Source organism: Microbacterium barkeri (genome assembly GCF_027921765.1).
Classification (GTDB): domain Bacteria; phylum Actinomycetota; class Actinomycetes; order Actinomycetales; family Microbacteriaceae; genus Microbacterium; species Microbacterium barkeri.
The window spans coordinates 66,722-89,368 of the sequence record NZ_BSEJ01000002.1; the positions used below are offsets into that span (position 1 = coordinate 66,722).

Annotated in this window: 19 protein-coding genes; 11 read left to right on the forward strand and 8 right to left on the reverse strand. The window is 73.6% G+C overall.

What is annotated here, in order from left to right:
* Positions 1 to 885: 885 nt before the first annotated feature.
* A complete protein-coding gene (gene hrpB, locus PKE79_RS03395; RefSeq protein WP_271172257.1) occupies positions 886 to 3,474 on the forward strand; it encodes an ATP-dependent helicase HrpB in 2,589 nt (862 codons plus the stop codon).
* Positions 3,475 to 3,531: 57 nt separating this feature from the next.
* On the opposite strand, the gene PKE79_RS03400 is transcribed toward hrpB, so the two are convergent.
* From PKE79_RS03400 to PKE79_RS03420, 5 genes are all read right to left on the reverse strand, one after another.
* Complete coding sequence (locus PKE79_RS03400; protein ID WP_271172258.1) at positions 3,532 to 5,625, reverse strand: RecQ family ATP-dependent DNA helicase; 2,094 nt, start codon at positions 5,623 to 5,625, stop codon at positions 3,532 to 3,534.
* A gap of 197 nt (positions 5,626 to 5,822) precedes the next feature.
* Positions 5,823 to 6,938 (reverse strand): FAD-dependent oxidoreductase, encoded by a 1,116-nt coding sequence (locus PKE79_RS03405; RefSeq protein WP_271172259.1) that lies wholly within the window; start codon positions 6,936 to 6,938, stop codon positions 5,823 to 5,825.
* A gap of 10 nt (positions 6,939 to 6,948) precedes the next feature.
* On the reverse strand, positions 6,949 to 7,830 hold the full coding sequence (locus PKE79_RS03410; protein ID WP_271172260.1) for a CPBP family intramembrane glutamic endopeptidase: 882 nt from the start codon (positions 7,828 to 7,830) through the stop codon (positions 6,949 to 6,951).
* Between the two features lie 3 nt (positions 7,831 to 7,833).
* Complete coding sequence (gene trmB / locus PKE79_RS03415) at positions 7,834 to 8,559, reverse strand: tRNA (guanosine(46)-N7)-methyltransferase TrmB (RefSeq protein WP_271172261.1); 726 nt, start codon at positions 8,557 to 8,559, stop codon at positions 7,834 to 7,836.
* A gap of 68 nt (positions 8,560 to 8,627) precedes the next feature.
* Entirely contained in the window at positions 8,628 to 9,461 is an 834-nt protein-coding gene (locus PKE79_RS03420; protein ID WP_271172262.1) for a DUF3097 domain-containing protein, read from the reverse strand.
* Positions 9,462 to 9,634: 173 nt separating this feature from the next.
* On the opposite strand from PKE79_RS03420, the gene PKE79_RS03425 reads away from it, so the two are divergent.
* From PKE79_RS03425 to PKE79_RS03435, 3 genes are all read left to right on the forward strand, one after another.
* Positions 9,635 to 11,665, forward strand: coding sequence for a TPM domain-containing protein (locus tag PKE79_RS03425; protein ID WP_271172263.1), 2,031 nt, complete (start codon positions 9,635 to 9,637; stop codon positions 11,663 to 11,665).
* A 62-nt stretch (positions 11,666 to 11,727) separates the two neighbouring features.
* Positions 11,728 to 12,465, forward strand: coding sequence for a PspA/IM30 family protein (locus tag PKE79_RS03430; protein ID WP_271172264.1), 738 nt, complete (start codon positions 11,728 to 11,730; stop codon positions 12,463 to 12,465).
* Positions 12,466 to 12,560: 95 nt separating this feature from the next.
* Positions 12,561 to 13,379, forward strand: coding sequence for an arginase family protein (locus PKE79_RS03435; RefSeq protein WP_271172265.1), 819 nt, complete (start codon positions 12,561 to 12,563; stop codon positions 13,377 to 13,379).
* A gap of 7 nt (positions 13,380 to 13,386) precedes the next feature.
* Here PKE79_RS03435 and PKE79_RS03440 read toward each other — a convergent pair whose 3' ends face one another.
* Positions 13,387 to 14,277, reverse strand: a complete 891-nt coding sequence (locus PKE79_RS03440) for an NAD(P)-dependent oxidoreductase (protein ID WP_271172266.1) — start codon at positions 14,275 to 14,277, stop codon at positions 13,387 to 13,389.
* Between the two features lie 97 nt (positions 14,278 to 14,374).
* Here PKE79_RS03440 and PKE79_RS03445 point away from each other — a divergent pair, with 97 nt between their 5' ends.
* The 5 genes from PKE79_RS03445 to PKE79_RS03465 all read left to right on the forward strand — a co-directional run bounded on the left by PKE79_RS03445 (position 14,375) and on the right by PKE79_RS03465 (position 18,988).
* On the forward strand, positions 14,375 to 15,433 hold the full coding sequence (locus PKE79_RS03445; protein WP_271172267.1) for a D-2-hydroxyacid dehydrogenase: 1,059 nt from the start codon (positions 14,375 to 14,377) through the stop codon (positions 15,431 to 15,433).
* 37 nt (positions 15,434 to 15,470) lie between these two features.
* Positions 15,471 to 16,259: an IclR family transcriptional regulator gene (locus PKE79_RS03450; RefSeq protein ID WP_271172268.1), complete on the forward strand. Its 789-nt coding sequence runs from the start codon at positions 15,471 to 15,473 to the stop codon at positions 16,257 to 16,259.
* A gap of 86 nt (positions 16,260 to 16,345) precedes the next feature.
* On the forward strand, positions 16,346 to 17,755 hold the full coding sequence (locus PKE79_RS03455; RefSeq protein ID WP_271172269.1) for an MFS transporter: 1,410 nt from the start codon (positions 16,346 to 16,348) through the stop codon (positions 17,753 to 17,755).
* Positions 17,752 to 18,477, forward strand: coding sequence for a fumarylacetoacetate hydrolase family protein (locus PKE79_RS03460; RefSeq protein WP_271172270.1), 726 nt, complete (start codon positions 17,752 to 17,754; stop codon positions 18,475 to 18,477). Before PKE79_RS03455 ends, PKE79_RS03460 begins: the two co-directional genes overlap by 4 nt.
* Before the next feature lie 52 nt (positions 18,478 to 18,529).
* Positions 18,530 to 18,988, forward strand: coding sequence for a Fe-S oxidoreductase (locus PKE79_RS03465; protein ID WP_271172271.1), 459 nt, complete (start codon positions 18,530 to 18,532; stop codon positions 18,986 to 18,988).
* Here the strand turns inward: PKE79_RS03465 and PKE79_RS03470 are convergent.
* Both PKE79_RS03470 and PKE79_RS03475 read right to left on the reverse strand, forming a co-directional pair.
* The gene (locus PKE79_RS03470; protein WP_271172272.1) at positions 18,978 to 19,448 is read right to left on the reverse strand and encodes an SIP domain-containing protein; all 471 of its coding nucleotides are present in this window, start codon (positions 19,446 to 19,448) and stop codon (positions 18,978 to 18,980) included. The genes PKE79_RS03465 and PKE79_RS03470 overlap by 11 nt on opposite strands.
* 48 nt (positions 19,449 to 19,496) lie before the next feature.
* A complete protein-coding gene (locus PKE79_RS03475) occupies positions 19,497 to 19,967 on the reverse strand; it encodes a carboxymuconolactone decarboxylase family protein (RefSeq protein ID WP_271172273.1) in 471 nt (156 codons plus the stop codon).
* Between the two features lie 206 nt (positions 19,968 to 20,173).
* On the opposite strand from PKE79_RS03475, the gene PKE79_RS03480 reads away from it, so the two are divergent.
* Both PKE79_RS03480 and PKE79_RS03485 read left to right on the forward strand, forming a co-directional pair.
* Positions 20,174 to 21,121, forward strand: a complete 948-nt coding sequence (locus PKE79_RS03480) for an alpha/beta hydrolase (RefSeq protein ID WP_271172274.1) — start codon at positions 20,174 to 20,176, stop codon at positions 21,119 to 21,121.
* The gene (locus PKE79_RS03485; protein WP_271172275.1) at positions 21,118 to 22,635 is read left to right on the forward strand and encodes an ABC transporter substrate-binding protein; all 1,518 of its coding nucleotides are present in this window, start codon (positions 21,118 to 21,120) and stop codon (positions 22,633 to 22,635) included. The genes PKE79_RS03480 and PKE79_RS03485 overlap by 4 nt, the downstream gene beginning before the upstream one ends.
* Positions 22,636 to 22,647 lie beyond the last annotated feature (12 nt).

The window sequence follows — 22,647 nt, forward strand, 5'->3', positions numbered from 1 at the left end:
GAATCGGCAGGACGCCGTTTCCAAGCACAGCGAGTTGCTGGTTGTCGGTCAGATCGTGGGACGACTCGGTGACCCAGCCAGGTTCGAGACCCATGAGCCATTCCACCAACTCTGGCGCGGGCCGCGGCCCCTTCGTCGTGCTTAGGCTGGCTTAGGGGCAGATCGCCCGGTGATGTGTTCCCATCGCGCGACGGCTGTGGCGTAGCGTCCCCAGCGGCGAAGATGTCCTCGATCAAGGACCACAGCGTCGTCGGCAGGGCCGTGTGAGCCTTCCCGCGAGCACCGAGCTCGGCATCATGCTGGCGATAGCCGAGTACGAGGCCGAGCACTGGGAGGAGGACTTCACGCTGTAACCAGAGGCCGGCGTCCCCGAGGGCGGATAGTCGCACCTGCTGCGGCCACCGCCCTCTTCACTGCCCCCTGGCTCACCCCGAAGTGCAGACCAACCTCCATCAAGGTCATCCCACCCTCGTAGAGCCGCACAGCCTCGGACGAGTGCTCCTCAGCAAGCCCTCGCACGCGCATCGGGACGGAACGACGGACGAGGTGAGCAGCCACAGTGCGGTGGTAGACGCCGAACCGCTCACCGAGCTGCGCGAGCGTCATGCCCTGCTCATACAGAGCCACCAGCTCATCGACCTCGGCGGCGCTCAGAAAGGTTTGAGTCTTCCCAACTGCGCGCACCACACGACCCCGAGAGTCGGCCACCGAGGGCTCGGAGGGCCGTTCGCAACGCTTGTAGGCACCCCGAGACAGGCGAGAAGCCACGGTTTTCAAGGCCGGGCCTGGGTTCTCAAACTCTCTACGGAGGTGCACCCGGTGCGAAGGCCCCGCTCGTCTGCGAGCGGGGCCTTCGCCGTTCCCGCCCCCTGAGAGAATCGGACGATGGCCGACCCGCACCGCTTCGACCTCGCCGCGCTCGGCGCGGGGCTCACGGTGTCGACGGCGCGCGACGCGCTGCTTTCGGCAGCCCGGCACGGCGCGTTCGTCGTGACGGCGCCGCCCGGAACGGGCAAGACCACGTTCGTGCCACCGCTGCTCGCGAACGCGGTCGAGGGCCGCGTGCTCGTGACGCAGCCGCGGCGGGTCGCCGTGCGCGCGGCCGCCCGCCGCATCGCGCAGCTGGACGGGTCGGAGCTCGGCGGCCCGGTCGGCTTCAGCGTCCGCGGCGAGCGCGAGGTCGGCCCGCGCACGCGCATCGAGCTCCTCACCCCCGGCGTGCTGCTGCGCCGACTGCTCGCCGATCCCGGTCTCGACGGCGTCGACGCGGTCATCCTCGACGAGGTGCACGAGCGCTCGCTCGACGGCGACCTCCTCCTCGGGATGCTCGCCGAGGCACGCGCGCTCCGCGACGACCTCGTCGTGACGGCCATGTCGGCGACCCTCGATGCGGACGCCGTCGCCCGCCTGCTCGGCGGCGCCGATCATCCCGCGCCCGTCGTCGATGTGCCGTCGCCCCTCCATCCGCTCGCGATCGAGTACGCGCCGGGAGATGCACCGCGCCTCGACGAGCGCGGCGTCACGCGCGCGCACCTCGCGCACCTCGCCCGCGTCGCGACGGCCGCACAGCGCGAGGACGGCTGCGATGCCCTCGTCTTCGTGCCCTCGGCGCGCAATGTCGACGAGCTCGTGCGGCTCATCCGCGACCGCGCAGCGGACATCGAGGTCCTCCCCCTGCACGGCCGGCTGCCCGCCCGCGAGCAGGATCGCGCCACGCAGGGGCGCCGCGCCGGGGAGCCGCCCCGCATCGTCGTGAGCACGGCGCTCGCCGAGAGCTCGCTCACGGTGCCCGGTGTGCGGCTCGTCGTCGACGCGGGCCTCTCGCGCGAGGTGCGCCGAGACCGCGGCCGCGACATGACCGGCCTCGTGACGGTCAGCGCGTCGCGAGCGAGCGCGGACCAGCGAGCCGGGCGCGCGGCACGGCAGGGCCCCGGCCGAGCGGTGCGCGCCTACGCGGAGGTCGACTTCGCGCGGATGCCGGCCGCCGCCGCACCCGAGATCGCCTCGGCCGACCTCGTCGACGCCATGCTCCTCGCGGGAGCGTGGGGCACGCCGGGCGGCGAGGGCCTCGCCCTCCTCACCCCTCCCCCGCGCGCCGCGGTCGCTCAGGCGCTCTCCGTGCTGCACGCGCTCGAGCTGACCGACGCGAGCGGACGGCCGACGGATCTCGGGCGCCGCATCGCACCGCTTCCCGTCGGCGCTCGCGAGGCGCGGGCCCTCCTCGAGGGCGCCGCGATGCTCGGCGATGCGCGCGCGGCCGCCGAGGTCGTCGCGGCGATCTCCGACGACCACCGCGATGCCGACGCCGACCTCGGGCGGATGCTCCGCGAGCTCAGGGATGGCCGCGGCCCGGGCGCCGCGCGCTGGCGGGGCGAGACGACCCGGCTCGCCCGGATCGCGGCATCCGACGCGGCGCCCCGCGGGTCCGGTTCCGGGCCATCCGCGCCGGGCGGGTCCGATCCCGGGCCATCCGCGCCGGGAGCATCCGCGCCGGGAGCCGTCGTCGCCCTCGCGCGGCCCGACTGGATCGCTCGGCGCACGGGCCCGCACGACCGGACGTACCTCCTCGCGAGCGGCACGCGCGCCGCGCTTCCCCCGGGCAGTGCGCTGAGCGCGTCGGAGTGGCTCGCGGTCTGGGAGGTCCAGCGCGCAGAGGGCCGCGCTGCCGAGGGCACAGGCGCCGTCATCCGGATGGCCGCCGCGCTCGCCGAGGAGGACGCGCTCGCGATCGGGGCGGGGCTCACGAGCGACGAGCGCGCCGCACGCATCGAGGGCGGTCGCGTGCGCGTCCGCCGCACCCGCCGTCTCGGCGCCATCCTGCTCGCCGAGACGCCCGTCGCGGCGACCCCCGAGGACGTCGGCCCCGCCTTCGCCGCGCACGTCCGCGAGAGAGGCATCGACGCGCTCGCGTGGCGTCCCGAGGCGCTCGCCCTGCGCGCGCGCCTCGCGCTCGTGCACCGGGAGATCGGCCGTCCGTGGCCCGATGTCGACGACGCCTCCCTGCTCGCGCGCATCGACGACTGGCTGGGGCCCGATCTCTCCCGCCTGCGCGCCGACGCGTCCCTGCACGGGATCGACGTCGAGGCGGCGCTGCGGCGCCTGCTCCCTTGGCCGGAGGCCGCGCGCCTCGACGAGCTCGTGCCCGAGCGGCTCGCCGTGCCATCCGGGTCGCGCGTGCGCATCGACTACGCGGGCGATGTGGGTGCACGGCCCGTCGTCGCCGTGAAGCTGCAGGAGGTCTTCGGCCTCGCGCAGACGCCGCGTCTAGTCGAGGGGCGCGTGCCCGTGCTCTTCCATCTGCTCTCCCCCGCGCGGCGTCCTCTCGCCGTGACCGACGACCTCGCGTCCTTCTGGAACGGCCCGTACCAGCAGGTGCGCAGGGAGATGCGCGGGCGCTACCCGCGCCATCCGTGGCCGGAGGATCCGTGGACGGCGCCCGCGACCGCCAAGACGAACCGCGCGGCCGGGCGCTGAGCCCGCTGTCGGCGCCGGGCGCACTCGGCGCGGCGCGCTGAGCCTGCTCGGCGCCGCTCAGCTCCGGAGAGCGAGGGCGAACGGCAGGACGGCCGTGGCGCCGGCCCCGCGGAGCTCGCGCGCGGCGAGCGTGAGCGTCCACCGGCTCTCGGCGAGGTCGTCGACGAGCAGGATCGGCCCCGCCGGCACCGCGAGCGGGGACGCGTCGAGGCGACCGTGCAGGTCGGCGACGCGGAACGCGCTGTTGCCGCCGGGGCGGCCGACCGGCGCAGCTGGATCGAGGGCCAGCTCGCCGAGGTAGGGCAGGCGCCCGACCCGCGCGAGCCCCTGGGCGGTCGAGGCGACGAGCTGCGGGTGGGAGCGCGAGGGCACGGAGACGACGGCGACGGGGCGCTCGTCCCAGCCCCAGTCGGCGAGCACGCGCACGCAGGCATCGAGCAGGCGCGGGGGCACGGGCTGGTCGGGCGCGCCCGCGGCGAAGATCTCGCGCAGGGCACCGCCCCAGCCGAGATCGGTCAGGCGGGCGAGCGCGCGACCCTCGGCCGCCTGCTCCTCGGCCGGGATGCGGCCCTTGAGGGGCACGCCGAGCCGATCGAGACCGGACGGCCACTGGCGCCGCGGCTCGATGGGCACGCCGACGCGGTCGAGGGCGGAGGCGGCGGACGCCGAGACGCCCTGGCCGATCTCGGCGGAGAGCCACGGTCCCGCGCAGTTGTCGCAGCGCCCGCACGGCGCCGCGGTGTCGTCGTCGAGACGGCGCTGCAGGAACTCCATGCGGCACCCGGTGGTCGTCTCGTACTCGAGCATGTGCTCCTGCTCGATGCGACGCTCGGCGGCGATGCGGCTGTACCGCTCGGCGTCGTACGTCCACGGGATGCCGGTCGCGGCCCATCCGCCCTTCTCGCGCCGCACCGCGCCGTCGACGTCGAGCACCTTGAGGAGCAGCTCGAGGGGCGTGCGCCGGATGTCGACGACCGCCTCGAGCGCAGCCGTCGACAGCGGACGATCGGCCGCTCCGAGGGCCGACAGCACGCGCTCGGCGCGATCCTGGTCGGGCATCGACGCGGTCGCGAAGTAGTGCCAGATGTCGCGGTCCTCAGGGCCCGGAAGCAGAACGACATCGGCGGACGCCGTCGCGCGGCCCGCACGGCCGACCTGCTGGTAGTACGCCACGGGCGACGACGGGGCACCCAGATGGAGCACGAAGCCGAGGTCGGGCTTGTCGAAGCCCATGCCGAGCGCACTTGTCGCGACGAGCGCCTTGACCTCGTTGCGCTTGAGCATCGCCTCCGACTCCGCGCGCTCGTCGGCGTCGCTCTGCCCGGTGTACGCGCGCACGGCGTGCCCGTGATCGCGCAGGAGCCGGGCGGTGTCGTTCGCGGCGGCGACCGTGAGCGTGTAGATGATGCCCGACCCCGGCAGCTCATCGAGGTGGCTGAGCAGCCACGCGAGGCGCGCCGTCGCGTCGGGGAGCCGCAGCACGCCGAGGCGCAGAGACGCGCGTGCGAGCGGGCCGCGGATCGTCGTCACGCCCTCCGCACCCAGCTGCTCGACGACGTCGGCGACCACGCGGCTGTTCGCGGTGGCCGTCGTCGCGAGCACAGGGACGGACGGCGGCATCTGCGCGATGAGGTCGCGCAGGCGCCGGTAGTCGGGGCGGAAGTCGTGACCCCAGTCGCTGATGCAGTGGGCCTCGTCGACGACGAGCATGCCGATCCGCCGCACGAGGGCGGGCAGCTGCTCGTCGCGGAACGTCGGGTTGTTGAGCCGCTCAGGAGACACGAGCAGCACGTCGACCTCGTCGGCGTCGAGCTGCGCGAGGACGTCGGTCCACTCGTGCGCGTTCGTCGAGTTGATCGCCACGGCGCGCACGCCGGCCCGCTGCGCGGCCGCGATCTGGTCGCGCATGAGGGCGATGAGGGGCGACACGAGCACCGTCGGCCCGGCTCCCGCGTCTCGGAGCAGCCTCGTCGCCACGAAGTACACGGCCGACTTGCCCCACCCGGTCCGCTGCACGACGAGCGCGCGGCGGCGTCCGCCCACGAGCGCCTCGATCGCCTCGAACTGCCCCTCGTGGAAGTCGGCGTCATCCCGCCCCACGAGCTTCCGGAGGGCCGCGAGCGCGGAGGTCCGCAGGGTGTCGTCGCTCATGCTCCCAGCCTCGCATGGGCATCCGACAGCCGGCCGGGTCCTCCCGCGCCGACCCGGCAGGTCGGACGCACCTCTCGCCCCACCGGGCCCGCATGTCTCACCACGCGGCCAACCGGCGCCCATACCCACCCGCACCGAGACACGCACACGAGGACACCCCCACCAACCCCGCTCCCGTCGCGGGATCGGCGCACGGATCACCGTCGCAGGGCGAAGAACGGATCCGGATGGCCCGCGCCGGTCGCGAGGGAGGCCAGGTGCTCGCCGAGCGCGGGGGCGAACTTGAACCCGTGCCCCGCGAAGCCCGCGGCGACGATGATCGGCCCCGCCGCGTCGAGGATGAAGTCCTCGCCCTCGCGCGACGTGTACGTGCAGCTGATCGGCTTCAGCCGGTCGGGGTCGGCGCCGGGCATCCACTCGCGCACGTACGCGCGCAGGGCGGAGACGACGTGCTCCTCGGGCGCGAACGTGCGCGTCGCGGGTGTGACCTCGGGGCCCGCGCCGTGCCATCCGACCTTGAGGCCCTCGCCGGGCGAGACGAGCCCGTAGATCGGCCCGAGCCATCCGAACCCGGACGGCTCGGCGAAGTGGTTGAAGCTCGGCCAGCCCGCGCCGTCGTCGCCCGCGGCGAGCGCGAAGTGGGCGGGATGCTCCTCCGTGACCCGCAGGCGCGGCAGGTCGACGACGCCTGCGAGCAGCTCCGACGACCACGCGCCCGCTGCGACGACCGCACGGCGCGCGCGGACGACGAGATCGCTGGCGCGCACCTCGGCCGTCGCGTCGCCGAGGACGCGCACGCCGTCGACGCGCACGCCGTGCCGGATGTCGCCGCCCGCGCGAGCGGCGAGCGCGTGGAGCGCGCGGACGGCGCGCTCGGCCCAGATCCGCCCGCCGTCCGGCAGGAAGAGCGCGTCGCTCGCGAACCGCATCCCCGGCCAGCGGCGCGCGGCCTCGCCCGCAGGAACCGTCTCCACGGCGAACCCGGCGCGCGGCGCGTTCTCCCGCAGGCGCTCGGCATCGGGAACGGGCCCGCGGTTCACGATGCCGGTCTGCTCGAGGATGGTCTCGCCCGACTCCGCCTCGAGCTCGCGCCACAGGGGCAGCGCACGCGTGAGCAGCCGCAGGTACGCGGGCTCCGCGTACGACGGGTTGAAGTTGCGGGTCGACGCGTGCGAGGCGCCGAGCGCATGCGCGGGTTCGTGCGCCTCGAGCAGCACGACCTCGCGCCCTTCGCGGGCGAGCGCCCACGCGGTCGCGGCGCCGACGACGCCGCCTCCGACGACGACGGTCTCGACGTCCATCCGATCGGTCATGCGGGTCTCCTCACACCAGGAAGAACGGGACGGGGCCGGGGTTGTGCGCGTGCACGAGCACGAGGAACACGACGGCGTCGAAGAGCAGGTGCACCGTCACGACGTAGGCCAGCGAGTGCGTGCGCAGGAAGATCCACCCCTGCAGCAGCGCGAACGGGATCGTCAGCACGGGACCCCAGGCACGGTAGCCGAGCTCCCACAGGAACGACACGAACACGATCGCCTGGAGCGCGTTGGCGGCCGTCGTCGGGAAGTGCCGCAGCAGCAGCGCGAACACCGTGCACACGAAGAAGAGCTCGTCCCAGATGCCCACGGCGCCCACGCCCACGAAGAGCCGCGCGATGAGGTCGGCGGTGTCGACGACCGGCCAGTTGCGGTACACGCCCGACGTGATGAAGTAGAACGGCAGGATCAGCCAGCCGAGCGCGAGCACCGCGACGAGCCACCCCCACTGCAGGCGCGTCCAGCGCCGGCCCGTCCGCCACGGGAACGCGATCGCACGGTCGCGGTAGACGAACCGCGAGACCGCGTACGGCACGGCGACCGCGCCGCCGAGCGCGACCGTGAAGCGGATCATCGCGGCGTCGTCGAGCTCGGCCGCGAGCGGGATGGCGCTCACGATGAGCAGCCCGATCGCGATGAGCGACAGATCCCGCGCAAGGGAGGGCTCGGGCGCGGATGGCCCGGGCGCGGATGGCGCGGATGGCGCGGGCGCCCAGGGCGCGACACCGCGCGACCGGTCCGCCGCGATCGCGAGGGCGATGCCGGCCGCGAGCAGCAGCCATCCGAGCCACGGCACGAGCAGCACGAAGAACGCCGGAGCCGCGAGGCACGTGAGAAGCGCGGCGGCGAGCGGGAGCGGGGCGACGGCGCGCGCAGCGGGCACGGCCACCCGTCAGCTCCGCGCGACGCGGCGGTAGACGAGATCGCGGATCTCGCGCCCCTTCTCGATGCCCTTGCGCTCGAAGGCCGTCATCACCCGTCCGTCGAAGCGATCGGCCCAGTCCCCGTCGAACGCGCGCTCGAACTCGGGCGCGTCGTCGAGCACCTCGCGCATCTGCAGGGCGTAGTCCTCCCAGTCGGTCGCGAGGCGCAGGAGGCCGCCGTCGCGCAGGGCGCGGCCCGCCGTGGCGCCGAACCCGTGGCGGATCATCCGGCGCTTCGTGTGCCGCTTCTTGTGCCACGGGTCGGAGAAGAAGATCCAGACCTCGTCGGCGCCGCCCTCCGGCAGGAGCGTCTCGAGCACCTCGGGCGCGTTCGCCTCGATGAGACGGAGGTTGCGCACGCCGGCGGCGTCGGCGTCGAGCATCGTCCGCGCGAGCCCCGCGCGGAACACCTCGACGGCGAGGAAGTCGACGTCGGGCCGGGTCGACGCGGCGTGCACGATCGCGTGCCCCTGCCCCGACCCGATCTCGACGATGAGCGGCGCCACGCGGCCGTACTCCTCCGCGGGGACGAACCGCGCGTCGGGGTGGACCGATGTCGACGCGATCGCCCGCGGCACGTCGAAGAAGTACGTCGGCGCGAGCTCGGCCCACGCGCGCTCCTGCGCCTCCGACATGCGCCCGCTGCGGCGGACGAACGAGACGGGATGGTCGCGGAAGGTGCGGGGCTCGGGCATGCCTCCAGGGTACTTTCCGCCGCCGTGCCCTCCCCGTGGGTCAGGCCCCGTGGATCAGGCGCCGTGGGTCACGGGGCCGTGACGAAGTCGATGAGCTCCTCGACCCTGCCGAGCAGCTCGGGCTCGAGGTCGCGGTACGTCGTCACGCGCGAGAGGATGCGCTGCCACGCGAGGCCGAGGTCCTCCTTGGTCTCGGCGGGCCAGCCGAGGCCGCGGCAGATGCCGGTCTTCCAGTCGGTGCCGCGCGGCACGACGGGCCAGCGCGCGATGCCGACCGCCTGCGGCTTGACGCACTGCCACACGTCGACGAACGGATGGCCGACGATGCGGACGTGCGCACCGTGGCGCCCGCGCGCGATCTGCTCGGCGATGCGCGACTCCTTGGACCCCGGGACGAGGTGGTCGACGAGCACGCCGTAGCGGCGCTTCGCCGACGGCGGCTCCTCCTCGAGGAGCTCGTGCAGGAGGTCGATGCCCTGGAGGAACTCGACCGCCACGCCCTCGACGCGCAGATCGGCGCCCCAGACCTTCTCCACGAGCTCGGCGTCGTGCTTCCCCTCCACGAGGATGCGACTCGGCAGCGCGACCCGCGCCCGCTGATCCTCGACCGCGAACGATCCGGATGCCGTGCGGCGGCGGCCCTGCGGTGCCGCCTTCGGCGGGACGAGGGCGACCGGCTCGCCGTCGATGAGGAAGCCCGCGCCGAGCGGGAAGACGCGCGTGCGCCCCTTCCAGTCCTCGAGCTCGACGCTGCCGTTCTCGACGCGCGTGATCGCGCCGCAGTACCCGTCTCCCGCGACCTCGACGACGAGGTCGAGCTCCGCGGGGACCGGCTTCGACGTCTTCCTGCCCTTCTCGCGCCATCCCGCCGCGAGCACGTCGGTGCCGTATCTGTCGTCCATGAGGGTCCTCCCGCCCCCCATCCCACCACGGGCCGCCGACCCGTCGCGGAGCGGCGCGCGCTCGACGCGGTCGATGAATCTCCTGTGCGCGGCGGCCTCGTCTTCCGCCGCATGCCGCCGCGTGCATAGGATCGGTCTCGCGGGCCCATGGCGCCCGCGGAGGGGAAGTCGCCATGCGGGCAAGGTGGACCGTGGCGCTGTGCGCCGGCCTGACGCTGTTCCTCGGGGGCGCCCCGATGGCGGCCTCGGCGGAGAGCCCGGTCGAGCTCGGCGACGCGTACGTCTACGACGGCTCGGATGTGCTGACCCCGAGCGAGGAGCGCGCCGCCGACGAGCGCCTCGCTCAGCTCGTCGCCGACACCGACGTCTCGCTCTGGGTCGTCTACGTCGACGACTTCGAGAACCCCTCCGACGCCATCGAGTGGGCCGACGCGACGGCGGACCGGAACCACCTCGGCAGCACGCAGTACCTCCTCGCGATCGCGACCGAGGGCCGTCAGCTCTACATCTCCTCCGCCGCGGACGGCCCCGTGAGCGAGGACCGTCTCGCGGCGATCGAGCAGGACCTCTTCGACGCCCTCGCGGACGACGACTGGGCGAGCGCGGTCGACGTCGCCGCCGACGGGTTCGAGGGCGGCGGACAGGGCGGCGCCAACGCATGGCCGTGGATCATCGGCCTCGTCGTGATCGCGGGCATCGTGATCGTCGTCGTGCTGCTCTCGCGCAAGCGCAGCCCCGCGGAGAGGGCAGGAGCCGGTGACGCGCCCGCCGAGCCCGAGGTCCCGACCGCCGAGCTGCAGCGCCGGGCGGCCTCCGCCCTCATCGCGACCGACGACGCCATCCGCTCGAGCGAGCAGGAGCTCGGGTTCGCGGTCGCGCAGTTCGGCGAGGAGGCGACCGGCGAGTTCCGCACCGCGCTGTCGGATGCGCGCGCGTCGCTCGCGCGCGCGTTCGAGCTCAAGCAGCGGCTCGACGACGCCACGGAGGACACCGAGGCCGACGTGCGCGCGTGGAACACCGAGATCGTCGCCCTCTGCGAGCAGGCGGCGGCGTCGCTCGAGGAGAAGGCGCAGGGATTCGCGCAGCTGCGCCAGCTCGAGCAGAACGCGCCGGAGGCGCTCACGCAGGTGCAGGAGAAGCGCGCGCAGGCGGCATCCGTGTCCGACGAGGCCCGCCGCGCGCTCGAGGCGCTGGGCGCCCGGTACGCGCCCGAGGCGCTCACGACCGTGGCCGACAACCCCGAGCAGGCTCAGGCACGGCTGGCGTTCGCCGACGAGCAGCTCGCCGTCGCGCAGCGCGCGATCGGCTCGGGCGAGGGCGGCGAGGCCGCCGTCGCCATCCGCGATGCCGAGCAGGCGATCGCCCAGGCGCGGCGCCTCGGCACCGCGATCGACGAGCTCGGCGCGGCGCTCGCTGAGGGCGAGAAGCAGGCGGCCGATCTCATCCTCGAGCTCGAGGGCGACGTCGCCGCGGCCCGGCAGCTGCCCGACGAGGACGGGGCCGTCGCGGCCGCCGTCGCGCGCACCGAGCAGCAGGTGCAGACCGCGAAGCAGAACCTCGCCGGCTCCGGGCGCCGCCCGCTCGCGATGCTCGAGGCCCTCCAGAAGGCCGACGAGGAGATCGACCGCGCCCTCGCCGGCGGTCGCGACGCGGTCGAGCGGCGACGGCGGTCCGAGCAGATGCTCGAGCAGACCATCCTCCAGGCGCGCAGCCAGGTCTCGGCGGCCGAAGAGTACGTGTCGGCGCGGCGCGGCGGAGTGGGCTCGGACGCCCGCACGCGGCTCGCGCAGGCCGGCGCCGAGCTCGCGCGCGCGGAGGGCCTGCGCCAGAGCGACCCCGCGGCCGCGCTCGGCCACGCGCAGTCCGCGCTCCGTCTCGCGAACGACGCGATCTCCCTCACGCAGAGCGACCTCAGCATGTTCGAGTCGTCGTACCGCTCGCAGGGCCGCTCCTCGGGCGGGGACGACTTCCTCGGCGGGCTCCTCGGCGGCCTCATCGGCAGCTCCCTCGGCGGCGGGCGCTCCTCGAACTCCGGATGGGGCGGCGGCCTCCTCGGCGGAGGCGGGGGCGGGCTCTTCGGCGGCGGAAGCGGCTCGTCGCGCTCCGGGCGCCGCGGAGGCGGGTCGTTCGGCGGAGGACGATCCGGCCGCCGGAGCTTCGGCGGAGGCGGCCGCTCGGGCCGCCGCGGAGGTGGTCGCTTCTGATCCGTCCCTCCCTGCCCTGAGACAGCCATCCGCTCCTGACCCCAACCGAAAGGGAAACACCGATGACCAAGCAGTCGATCTTCGGACGCATCTCGACCCTCATCCGGGCGAACATCAACGCCCTCATCGACGAGGCCGAGGACCCCCAGAAGATGCTCGACCAGCTCGTCCGCGACTACACGAACAACATCGCCGACGCCGAGGCCGCCATCGCCGAGACGATCGGGAACCTGCGCCTGCTCGAGCGCGACACCGCAGAGGACCGCCAGACCGCGGCCGAGTGGGGCAACAAGGCGCTCGCCGCGAGCCGCAAGGCCGACGAGCTGCGCGCATCGGGCAACACCGCCGACGCCGACAAGTTCGACAACCTCGCGAAGGTCGCCCTGCAGCGTCAGATCTCGACCGAGAACGAGATCAAGGCCGTCGAGCCGCAGCTGCAGCAGCAGACCGAGGTCGTGAACAAGCTCAAGGACGGGCTCAACGGCATGAAGGTCAAGCTCGAGCAGCTCAAGGGCAAGCGCGCCGAGCTCCTCGCGCGCGCCAAGACGGCCGAGGCGCAGAACAAGGTGCACGACGCCGTCAAGTCGATCGACGTGCTCGACCCGACGAGCGAGCTCGGCCGCTTCGAGGACAAGGTCCGCCGCCAGGAGGCCCTCGCCGCGGGCAAGGCGGAGATCGCCGCGTCGAGCCTCGACGCGCAGTTCGAGTCGCTCGAGGACGTGGGCGAGCTGACCGAGGTCGAAGCGCGCCTCGCGGCGCTCAAGACCGGTGGCCAGCCGCAGGGCCAGCTCGGCGCCTGACCGCCTTCCGACGCCGCCCTCTCCCCGGGGAGGGCGGCGTCGTCGTGTCCGCGGGCGCACTCGCGCGCGCCCTCCGGCGGGGGCAGGATGGGAGGATGGCACGATTCCTCGTGGTCCCGCAGTGGCAGGGCTCCCCCTCGTCGAGGGCGATGGCGCTCATCGACGGCGCCGAGGCCATCGCCGGCGATCTGCCCCGCTCCGCGTGCACCGGCATCGACGTCCCGCTCGAGGCGGGCGACACCCTGGGCACCGGGGTCCTCAGAGCGAGCGCCCTCCAGCGCGTGCGCGACGGCATCGGCGCCGCGCTCGACGAGCACGACGATGAGCCGGTCATCGTCGTCGGCGGCGACTGCGGCGTCGCGGTGCCCGCGATCGGCCGCGTCGCGGCCGACGACCTCGCGGTCGTGTGGCTCGACGCGCACGCCGACCTGCACGAGCCGTCCTCGTCTCCGTCCGGCGCGTTCTCGGGGATGTCGCTGCGCGGCGTCCTCGGCGGCGGCGAGCCCACGCTCGCGCTCCCCCGCGGCGCCGTGACGCCCGACCGCGTCGTCCTCGCGGGGGCCCGGATCCTCGAGGACGAGGAGGCCGACTTCCTGGAGACGAGCGCGATCCGGCGCGTGCCCGCCGCGGATTTCACCCCCGACGCCCTCGCCGAGGCCGCGACCGCCACAGGCGCAGCGCGCGTCTACGTGCACATCGATCTCGACGTCCTCGACCCCGCGCACATGTCAGGGGTCACGGCCCCCACGCCGTTCGGCCTCGAGCCCTCGCAGGTGGTCGCGGCGATCACGGCTCTGCGCTCGGCGCTGCCGCTCGCGGGTGCATCGGTCGCGGGCTTCGCGCCGTCGTCGCCCGCTGCCGCCGTCGACGACATGGGCACGATCCTGCGCCTCATCGGCGCCCTCGCGCGCTGAGCCCGGGTCAGCGCTCCTCGACGAGGCGCCGCGTCACGACGAGATCGTCGTCCCCGAGGCCGCGTTCGACGAGCTCGTCGAACGCGGCGCGCAGCGCCGGAAGCAGCACGGGGTGCGTGCGCGTCTCCGCTGCCACGTCGTCCGCGAACGCGAGGTCCTTCACCATGTACTTCGCGACTCCGGAGGGGCTGTAGTCGCGGGCCACGAGCTTGTCGCGCCGGCTGCGGAGCAGGTTCGATCCCGCGTAGCCGCCGCCGAGCAGCTCCCACAGCTGCCCGGGGTCGATCCCGCTGCGCTCGGCGAGCACGGTGGCCTCGGCGAGCGCGAGCATCGTCGCCGACACGACGAGCTGATTGCACGACTTGGCGACCTCCCCCGCTCCGAGCGGACCGAGGCGCACGGGCGTCCCGCAGGGACCGAGCACGCGCGCCGCGAGCGCGGCGTCGGCCTCGTCGCCGCCCATCATGATCGAGAGCGTCCCCGCCCTCGCACCGTCCTCCCCGCCCGACACGGGGCAGTCGACCACCCGCACCCGGCCATCCGTCCTCTCCGCGAGGTCCGCAGCCAGAGCGCGCACGCGCGTGGCCGACGACGTCGAGCCGATGAGCAGGAGGAGGGGATGCGCGACGCCCGCGAGCAGGCCGTCGTCGCCCTCGAGCAGGCCCTCGAGCTCGGGAAGGTCGGGCACCATCGCGAGCACGGCGTCGCTGCGCTCGGCGAGGGCGCGCGGCGTCTCGCACCAGGTCGCGCCGGCGCTCTCGAGAGACGGATGGCGGCGCGTGCGGCCCGTGATCGCGAGCGCGCCGTGCGCCTCCAGGAGGTGCTCGGCCATCGGCAGGCCCATCGCGCCGAGGCCCACGACGCCGACGCGGAGAGGAGGATGAGCGTCATCGGTCATGCTCCGACTCTACGGGTTTTGGCCAGAATATGGAACGTCGTACAGAACTTTGGCCGAGCCGGTATGCTGGCACCACCCCACATCGAAGAGGATGGTCATGACCGAAAGCACCGGACGGCTGCGCGCCGTCATCGCCACCGACCTGTCGGAGCAGCTCTGCCGCGAGCTCGAGCGGCGCGAGCCGCGACTCGAGATCGTCCGCGATCCGAGCCTGTGCCGCCCCATGCGGTGGCCCGCGGACTGGGGCGGGGACCCCGCCCACGTCCGCTCGCCCGCCGAGCAGGAGGCGTTCGACGCGCTCGTCGACTCGGCCGACATCCTCTTCTCGATCCCCGACACCGACCCGGCGGCCCTCGCCCGCACGGTGCGCGCGAATCCGCGGCTCCGCTGGGTGCACGTCATGGCAGCCGGCGGCGGCGCCCAGGTCAAGGCCGCGGGCCTCACCGAGGAGGAGCTCGACCGGGTCGTCTTCACGACGAGCGCGGGCGTGCACGGCTCGACCCTCGCGGAGTTCGCCGTCTTCGGCGTGCTCGCGGGCGCCAAGGAGCTTCCCCGCCTGCAGCAGGCGCAGCGCGAGCACGCGTGGGACGACCGCTGGACGATGCGCCACCTCGACGAGATGACCGTGCTCGTCGTGGGCCTGGGCGGCATCGGCAAGGCCGTCGTCTCGCGGTTCGCCGCCTTCGGCGCGCGGGTGTGGGGAACGAGCCGATCGGGCCGCCCTGTCGACGGCGTCGAGCGCATCGTCCCCGTGGACGAGCTCGCATCCGCGGTCGGCGAGGTCGACGCGATCGTCGTCACCCTGCCCGGCACCGCGCAGACCGAGCACCTCATCGGCGAGGACGTGCTCCGCGCGGTCAAGCCGGGCGTGATCGTGACCAACGTCGGGCGCGGCAGCGTCATCGACGAGGCGGCGCTTCTCGCCGCCCTCGACGACGGCCGGGTGTCGTACGCGGCGCTCGACGTGTTCGAGGTGGAGCCGCTTCCCGACCGGAGCCCGCTGTGGGACCATCCGCGCGTTCTCGTGAGCCCGCACACCGCGGCGCTGTCGACGCAGGAGGACGCGCGCATCATGCGCCTCTTCGCGGACAACGCGCGTCGCCTGCTCGACGGCGAGCCCCTGCGTAACGTGGTGGACACCGTCGAGTTCTACTAGGCCGGTCGCGCGAGCGCCGGCATCGCGAAGGAGCGCCATGTCCACTGCCCCCGATCGAGACCCGGCGCCGGCCGTCACGCGCGCCCTGCGCATCCTCACGGCGCTGGCCGACTCCGGCGGAGCGCCGATGACGCTCAGCGAGCTGGCCAGAGCGGTCGGCATCGCGAAGTCCTCCGCCGCGAACCTCTGCGCGGCGCTCGAGGAGGGCGGCATGATCGAGCGCGACGCGCGCGGCTTCCGGCTCGGTCGGCGCACCGCCGAGCTCGGCGGGGCGTTCGCACTGCAGTTCAACCAGGTGCGCGAGTTCTTCGCGATCTGCGCGGCCTCCGAGGTGCTGCACCGGGAGGTCGTGCAGATCGCCATGCTCGACGGAGCCGACGTGCTCTACCTCGCTCGCCACGAGGGGCGCGCTCCGCACCGCCTCGGCACGCCCCTCGGCTCGCGCCTGCCGGCCGCGCAGAGCGCGACCGGCAGGGCCATCCTCATGACCCTCGACGACGAGGACGTCGCCCGCCAGCTGCCGCCCTCGGCGTTCGCGGCCGTGACCGAGCGCAGCGTCACGAGCCTCGACGCCCTCCTCGCGCTCCTCGCGGAGGCGCGGGAGCGCGGCTATGCGCTCGACGAGAGCGGGTCGTTCGCGGGCATCACGGGCGTCGCCGTGCCCCTGTCGCCGTGGAATCCGAGCGACCCGCCGCTCGCCATGGGCGCGGCGCTGCCCGCCGACGCGACGACTCCCGAGCGGGTCGCCGAGGTCGGCGAGGCGCTGCTCGCGGCGGCGTCGCTCCTGACGAACCCGCTCGCCGTCCGAGGCTCCAGCTCGGACTGAGCGTTCAACCTGTTGCACACCGTTCCATCTGTGGTACGGTGGTCACGTCTCGCGCTCCCGCGAGCGCCCTCATCGAAGGAGATGACGTGAGCACAGCAGCCCCGACTGCCCCCAAGACCCCGTACGACGATCCCGAGTACGCCGCGAACCTCCGGCGCGCCACCCTCGCCTCGAGCGTCGGCAGCGCGCTGGAGTACTTCGACTTCGCGCTGTACGGCCTGATGACGGCCCTCGTCTTCAACCGCCTGTTCTTCGACCCCGCCGATCCCGCGATGGGCGTGATCGGCGCGTTCGCGGTCTACGGCGTGGGCTTCGTCGCGCGCCCGTTCGGCGGGTTCTTCTTCGGGACGATCGGCGACCGGCTCGGCCGCAAGTGGGTCCTCGTCGTGACGATCCTCCTCATGGGCGGCGCATCGACGGCCATCGGCCTCCTGCCGACCTACGAGGTCGTGGGCGTGTGGGCAGCCGCGCTGCTCGTGGTCATGCGCCTCCTGCAGGGCTTCGGCGCGGGAGCCGAGCAGGCCGGCGCCACGGTGCTCATGGCGGAGTACGCGCCGGTGCGCCAGCGCGGGTTCTTCGCGGCGCTGCCGTTCATCGGCATCCAGGCGGGAACGCTCCTCGCGGCCCTCGTCTTCTCCGGGCTGTCGCTCATGCCCGAGGACGCGTTCCTCGCCTGGGGATGGCGCGTGCCGTTCCTCGCCTCGTTCCTCCTCATCCTCATCGCGCTGTTCATCCGCATGCGGCTGCGCGAGACGCCGACCTTCGTCGAGCTCGAGAAGCACGAGCAGGTCGCCGCGCACCCCTTCCGCGACATCTTCACGACCGGGATGCCGGGCGTCATCACGGGCATCGGCCTGCGGATGGCCGAGAACGGCGGCTCGTACATCTTCCAGAACGTCGCGCTCGCGTTCGTCGCCGGCACGTTCATCGCGAACCCCGTCGACCGCGGCATCGCGACGTGGGGCGTGACGATCGGCTCGCTCATCGGCATCTTCTCGGTCCCGCTCACCGGCTGGCTGTCCGACCGGTTCGGCCGTCGCCCGGTGTACCGCTTCGGCGCCGTCTTCATGCTGCTCTTCGCGTTCCCCGCGTGGTGGATGCTCTCGCTCGGCGACCCGGTTCTCACGGTGGCCGTCATCGCGATCGGCATCGGCGTCGCCGTCGCCTCGATGCTCGGCCCGCAGTGCGCGCTCCTGCCCGAGATGTTCGGCAACCGCCACCGGTACCTCGGCGTCGCGATGGCGCGCGAGATCTCCGCGGTGCTCGCAGGCGGCCTCGCGGGAGTGCTCGGCACGTGGCTGCTCACGCTGACCGGCGGCAACTGGGTCGTCATGGGCCTCTACCTCGCCACGCTCGCGGCGATCACGACGGCATCGACCTTCCTCATCCCGGAGACCCGCAGCCGCGACCTCCTGCGCATCCAGGACGCGGTCCGCGTCTCGACCGACGAGAAGGACACCGGCCTCGTGTCGGTGGTCATCGCCGACGCGCGATGAGGATCGCCCGCATCGCCTCCTCGTCCGGCGCCGTGCACGCGGTGCCGGACGGGGAGCGCTGGCAGCCCGTGTCCGACCCGTTCGCGGCCTTCGCCTCGGGCGCGGCGCCGGTTCCGCTCGGCGCTCCCGTCGACTCCCCCGTGTTCCTGGCGCCCGTCGACCCCCGCGTCGTCGTGGGGATCGCGCAGCCCGCGGACCCGGGCGGACCGGTCGGCGCGTGGCTCAAGAGCCCGCGCACGGTCGTCGCGAGCGGCGCCGAGGTCGCCCTGCGGCGCGACGCCGGGCGCCCCGTGATCGAGGGCGAGGTCGCCGTCGTGATCGGGCGGAGCACGGCCGGTCTCACACCCGAGAACGCGGCGTCGTACGTGCTCGGCGTGACCGCCGTCAACGACGTCTCGAGCCCCGACCGCTTCGATCCGCGCAACTTCGAGGTCAAGGGCGGAGCAGGCTACACCCCGCTCGGGCCGTGGATCGAGACCGCGATCGACCTCGAGAAGGTCGACCTCGCCGTCCGCATCGACGGGGTGGAGCGCGTCCGGACCGGCACCCACGAGCTCCCGGCGCCCGTGGCGGACTGCCTTGCGTACGTCGCGCACTGGATCGAGCTCGGGCCGGGCGACGTCGTGATGACGGGAGCGCCGCGCTCGGCGTTCCCTGTCGAGCAGGGAGCGCTCGTCGAGATCGAGGTCGCCGGCGCCCTGCTGCGCACGCGCTTCCGCTGACCCGCGTGCGGCATCCGCCCCTCGCCCGCCCGGACTGCGGCAGGATGGCGTCATGCGCATCAGCTTCCCGGCCGATCCCGCTCCCGCCCACTGGCGCGAGATCGCCGCACTGCGGGTCGAGCACGGGCGGCGCATCGACGCCCGCATCCCGCGATGGCTGCTCGACTCCCCCGTGAGCGCGATCGGCTGCGCGGCTGCGACGGCGCTCGGATGGCTGTGGGGCACGCTGTGGAGCCGCGGGCGCGTCGAGCGCCGCGAGGGCCTTCTCGTCTTCCGCGGGATGCCCGCATGGACCTTCGCCCGCGGCGGCGTGTGCGTGGGCGGGTGCTTCCTGACCGGCGACCGCAGCGTGTCGACCCGGCTCCTGCGGCACGAGGCCGTGCACCTGCGGCAGTGGCGCCGCTACGGCGTGCTCATGCCCGCGCTGTACCTGCTCGCGGGACGGAACCCGCTGCGCAATCGCTTCGAGATCGAGGCCGGGCTGGAAGCGGGCGGCTACGTCAGCGGATGAGGCTCGCGAAGGCGTCGGGCACGTGGATGGCCTCCGCCGGGGTCCCGAGGGATCCCGTCAGGTGGTCGACGATGTCGGCCGTGCCGAGGAAGCCGCCGAGCAGCACGACGCGCGTCGAGTCGTCGCCGGCGCACATCATCTCGTCGGCCCACGCGGTGACCGCACGGGACAGCGCCTGGCCGGGTGCGCACGCGCGTCCGGTGCCGGGTGCGCCCGAACGCCGGGAGCGGTCGAGCCAGGTCACGACCATCCGGGCGGGTGCGGCGATCTCGCCGATCCACGACGCGTCGGGGACCTCGATGAAGATGCGGCCCGTCGAGCAGATCGGCAGCGTCGCGACGAGCGTCTCGAGGTCGACGAGCGAGCGCTCGTCGGCCGTGATGAGGTGCTGCACGCGCGCGTGACGCGACGCACGGCAGACCTTGTCGCCGTGCTCCTGGGTCGTCTCGATGCTCTCCATGACGACGCCAGTCTACACCGCGCGAAGGGTTGCCTTACCTCAGCACGGTCAGCCCTCCGCGGGGCGGGGCGGCACGGGGTAGCGTCCGGCGACGGTGATGCGGTTGAACGCGTTGATCGAGACGCTGAGCCAGCTGACGGCGACGTACTCCTGCTCGCTGAGCACCGCGCCGACCCGGTCGTACAGGTCATCGGGGATGCCGGCACGGTGGATGAACGTGTGCGCCTCGGCGAGCTCGAGGGCCGCGCGCTCGCGCTCGGAGAAGACGCCCGACTCGCGCCACACCGCGATCTGCGCGATCTCGTCGACCGTGAGCCCCGCGGCGACGGCCCGATCCACGTGCACGCGGACGCAGTAGGCGCAGCCGTTGAGCTGCGAGCAGTGCAGGAGCACGAGCTCCTTGAGCCGGTCGTCGACGCCGTACTCGCGCGCGATGCGGCCGACGGTCTGCGAGAACGCGTCGAGCGCCTTGTAGGCCTCGATCGCCGACTTGGACAGATGCACGCGCTGCTCAGTCATGCTTCGACCCTAGTGCGCGGAGGCGGACCCGACTCGGCGGCAGATCGCGCAGCGCCACCCGCCCGCTCCGTACCTTATGCTCAGATCTGCCGCTGCGCGACGAGCAGTTCGATCCGCGATTTCCCGGGCGGGCCTCGACCTCGCCAGAATGGAGGCGTCGGGAGCCCTCCCGTGCGTCCCGCTCGGCGTCCCCATCGAGGAGTCCTGTGAGCATCGCCCCCGCGAACGCGGCATCCCCCGCCGACGACGCGTTCGACGAGTTCTCGTTCCTGCCGGAGCAGGCCGCCGCTCAGGGGCGCCCCGCCCCGATCGGCCGACGCGAGCGTCTCCTCCTTCCCGACGGACGCGCTCTCAGCGCTCTCGCGTACGGCGAGGGACGCCCGAGGATCGTGCTCCTCCACGGGGCCGGCCTCAACGCCCACACGTGGGACCAGACCGTGATCGCGCTCGGCCTCCCCGCGCTCGCGATCGACCTTCCCGGCCACGGGCACTCGTCGTGGCGCGCCGACGCGGACTACCGCGCCCGCACGATCGCCGATGACGTCGTGCGCGGCATCGAGGCGTGGGCGGACGCTCCCGTCGTCCTCGTCGGGCAGTCCCTCGGCGGGCTCACTGCGGCCGCCGTGGCGTCGCGACGGCCCGACCTCATCGCGCGCCTCGCCATCGTCGACATCACGCCGGGCGTCGACACCTCGGCCGGACCGGCGATGCTCCGCCGCTTCTACGAGGAGACGGTCTTCGCGTCTCGCGACGAGCTCGTCGAGCGCGCGCTCGCGTTCGGCCTCGGCGGCTCGCGCGCGCAGGCCGAGCGGGGCGTCCTCCTCAACTCCCGCGTGCGCGAGGACGGCCGGGTGGAGTGGCGCCACCACTTCGCCCAGCTCATGTCCTCGGGGACGCCCTCCCCCGCCGCTGCGCCCGAGAGCGGGTGGGAGGATCTCGCCGGCGTGACCGCCCCGATCGCCCTCGTGCGCGGCACCACCGGGTTCGTCACGTCAGGTGACGCCGACGAGTTCGCCCGGCGCACGGGCGCCGACGTCGTCGCGCTCGACGCCCCTCACAACGTGCAGGAGGTCGCCTTCGCCGACCTCGCATCCCTCATCGCGCGTCTCGCCGCCTCGGCGGGCGCCGCACCGGAAGGACGGCAGACAGCATGATCCGCATCCCCGCGCGCCCGGCGTCCGCCGCAGCGCTCCTCGTGCCCGCCGTGCTCCTCGCCGGCTGCGCCGGCGGCGGGCAGACGTCGCCCTCCGACGCTCCCGCGGGCGAGCCCAACCCCGACGCGAGTCTGCGCGTGGGCCTCGTCCTCGAGCCGACGAACCTCGACATCCGCCGCACCTCGGGCGCCGCGCTCGAGCAGATCCTCGTCGACAACGTGTACGAGGGCCTCGTGACCCGCACGCAGGAGAACGAGATCGTGCCCGCGCTCGCGAGCTCCTGGGAGATGTCGGAGGACGGCCTCGTCTACACCTTCACGCTCGAGGAGGGGGTCGTCTTCCACGACGGCGGCGAGCTCACCGCGCAGGATGCCGTCGCGTCGCTCGAGGAGGTCGTCTCCGACGAGTCCGTCGTCGGCCACGACGACCTCGCGAACGTCATGTCCGTGACCGCTCCCGACGACCGCACCGTCGTCGTCGAGCTGACGGAGCCGAACCAGAACCTCCTCTTCACGCTCACGGGCCCCGCCGGCCTCGTGTTCGACGAGGGCGACGAGACCGACCTCCAGAGCGACGCGAACGGCACCGGCCCGTTCACCCTCGCGGAGTGGAACCAGGGCGAGAGCATCGTGCTGGAGCGCTTCGACGAGTACTGGGGCGAGGCCGCGGGCGTGGCCGAGGTCGTCGCGAGCTACATCCCGGACTTCACCGCGGGCGTGAACGCGGCACTCGACGGCTCGCTCGACGTGCTCACGGCCGTCGACCCCCAGCTCGCGCCGCAGCTCGACGGCGCGAACGGCTTCACGCTCACGACCGGTCGGACCACGGACAAGTACGTGCTCGCGTTCAACAGCGCCGAGGCGCCGCTCGACGACGCGCGCGTGCGGGAGGCCCTGCGCCTCGCGATCGACCACGACGCCCTCGTCGAGGCCGTGGGCGCCGGCGTGACCCAGTACGGCCCGATCCCCGAGCTCGACCCGGGCTACGAGGACCTGTCCGACGTGGCGCCCTTCGACCCCGACCGCGCACGGCAGCTCCTCGCGGAGGCCGGCCAGGAGGATCTCGAGCTCGAGCTCACGATCCCCGCGTTCTACGGCACGACGGCGTCGACGTTCCTCGTCTCGGCGTTCCACGACGTCGGGGTCGAGCTGACCGTGAACCCCGTCGAGTTCTCGACGTGGCTGCAGGACGTCTACACGAACGGCGACTACCAGCTGAGCTTCGTGAACCACGTCGAGCCGCGCGACTTCGGAGCGTGGGCGAACCCCGACTACTACTTCCACTACGACAGCGCCGAGGTCCAGGAGCTCTACGCGCAGGCGATCGCCGCGATCGATCCGGACGAGTCCGCCGATCTGCTCGCGCAGGCCGCGCGTATCGTCGCCGAAGACCACGCCGCCGACTGGCTCTACACGGGCGAGACGATCGTCGCGGTGGGGCCGGGCGTCGCGGGCTTCCCCGTCGACTCGATCAACTCCCGCCTCGACCTCGCGTCCGTGACGCTGGCCGACTGAGGTCCCTCCGCC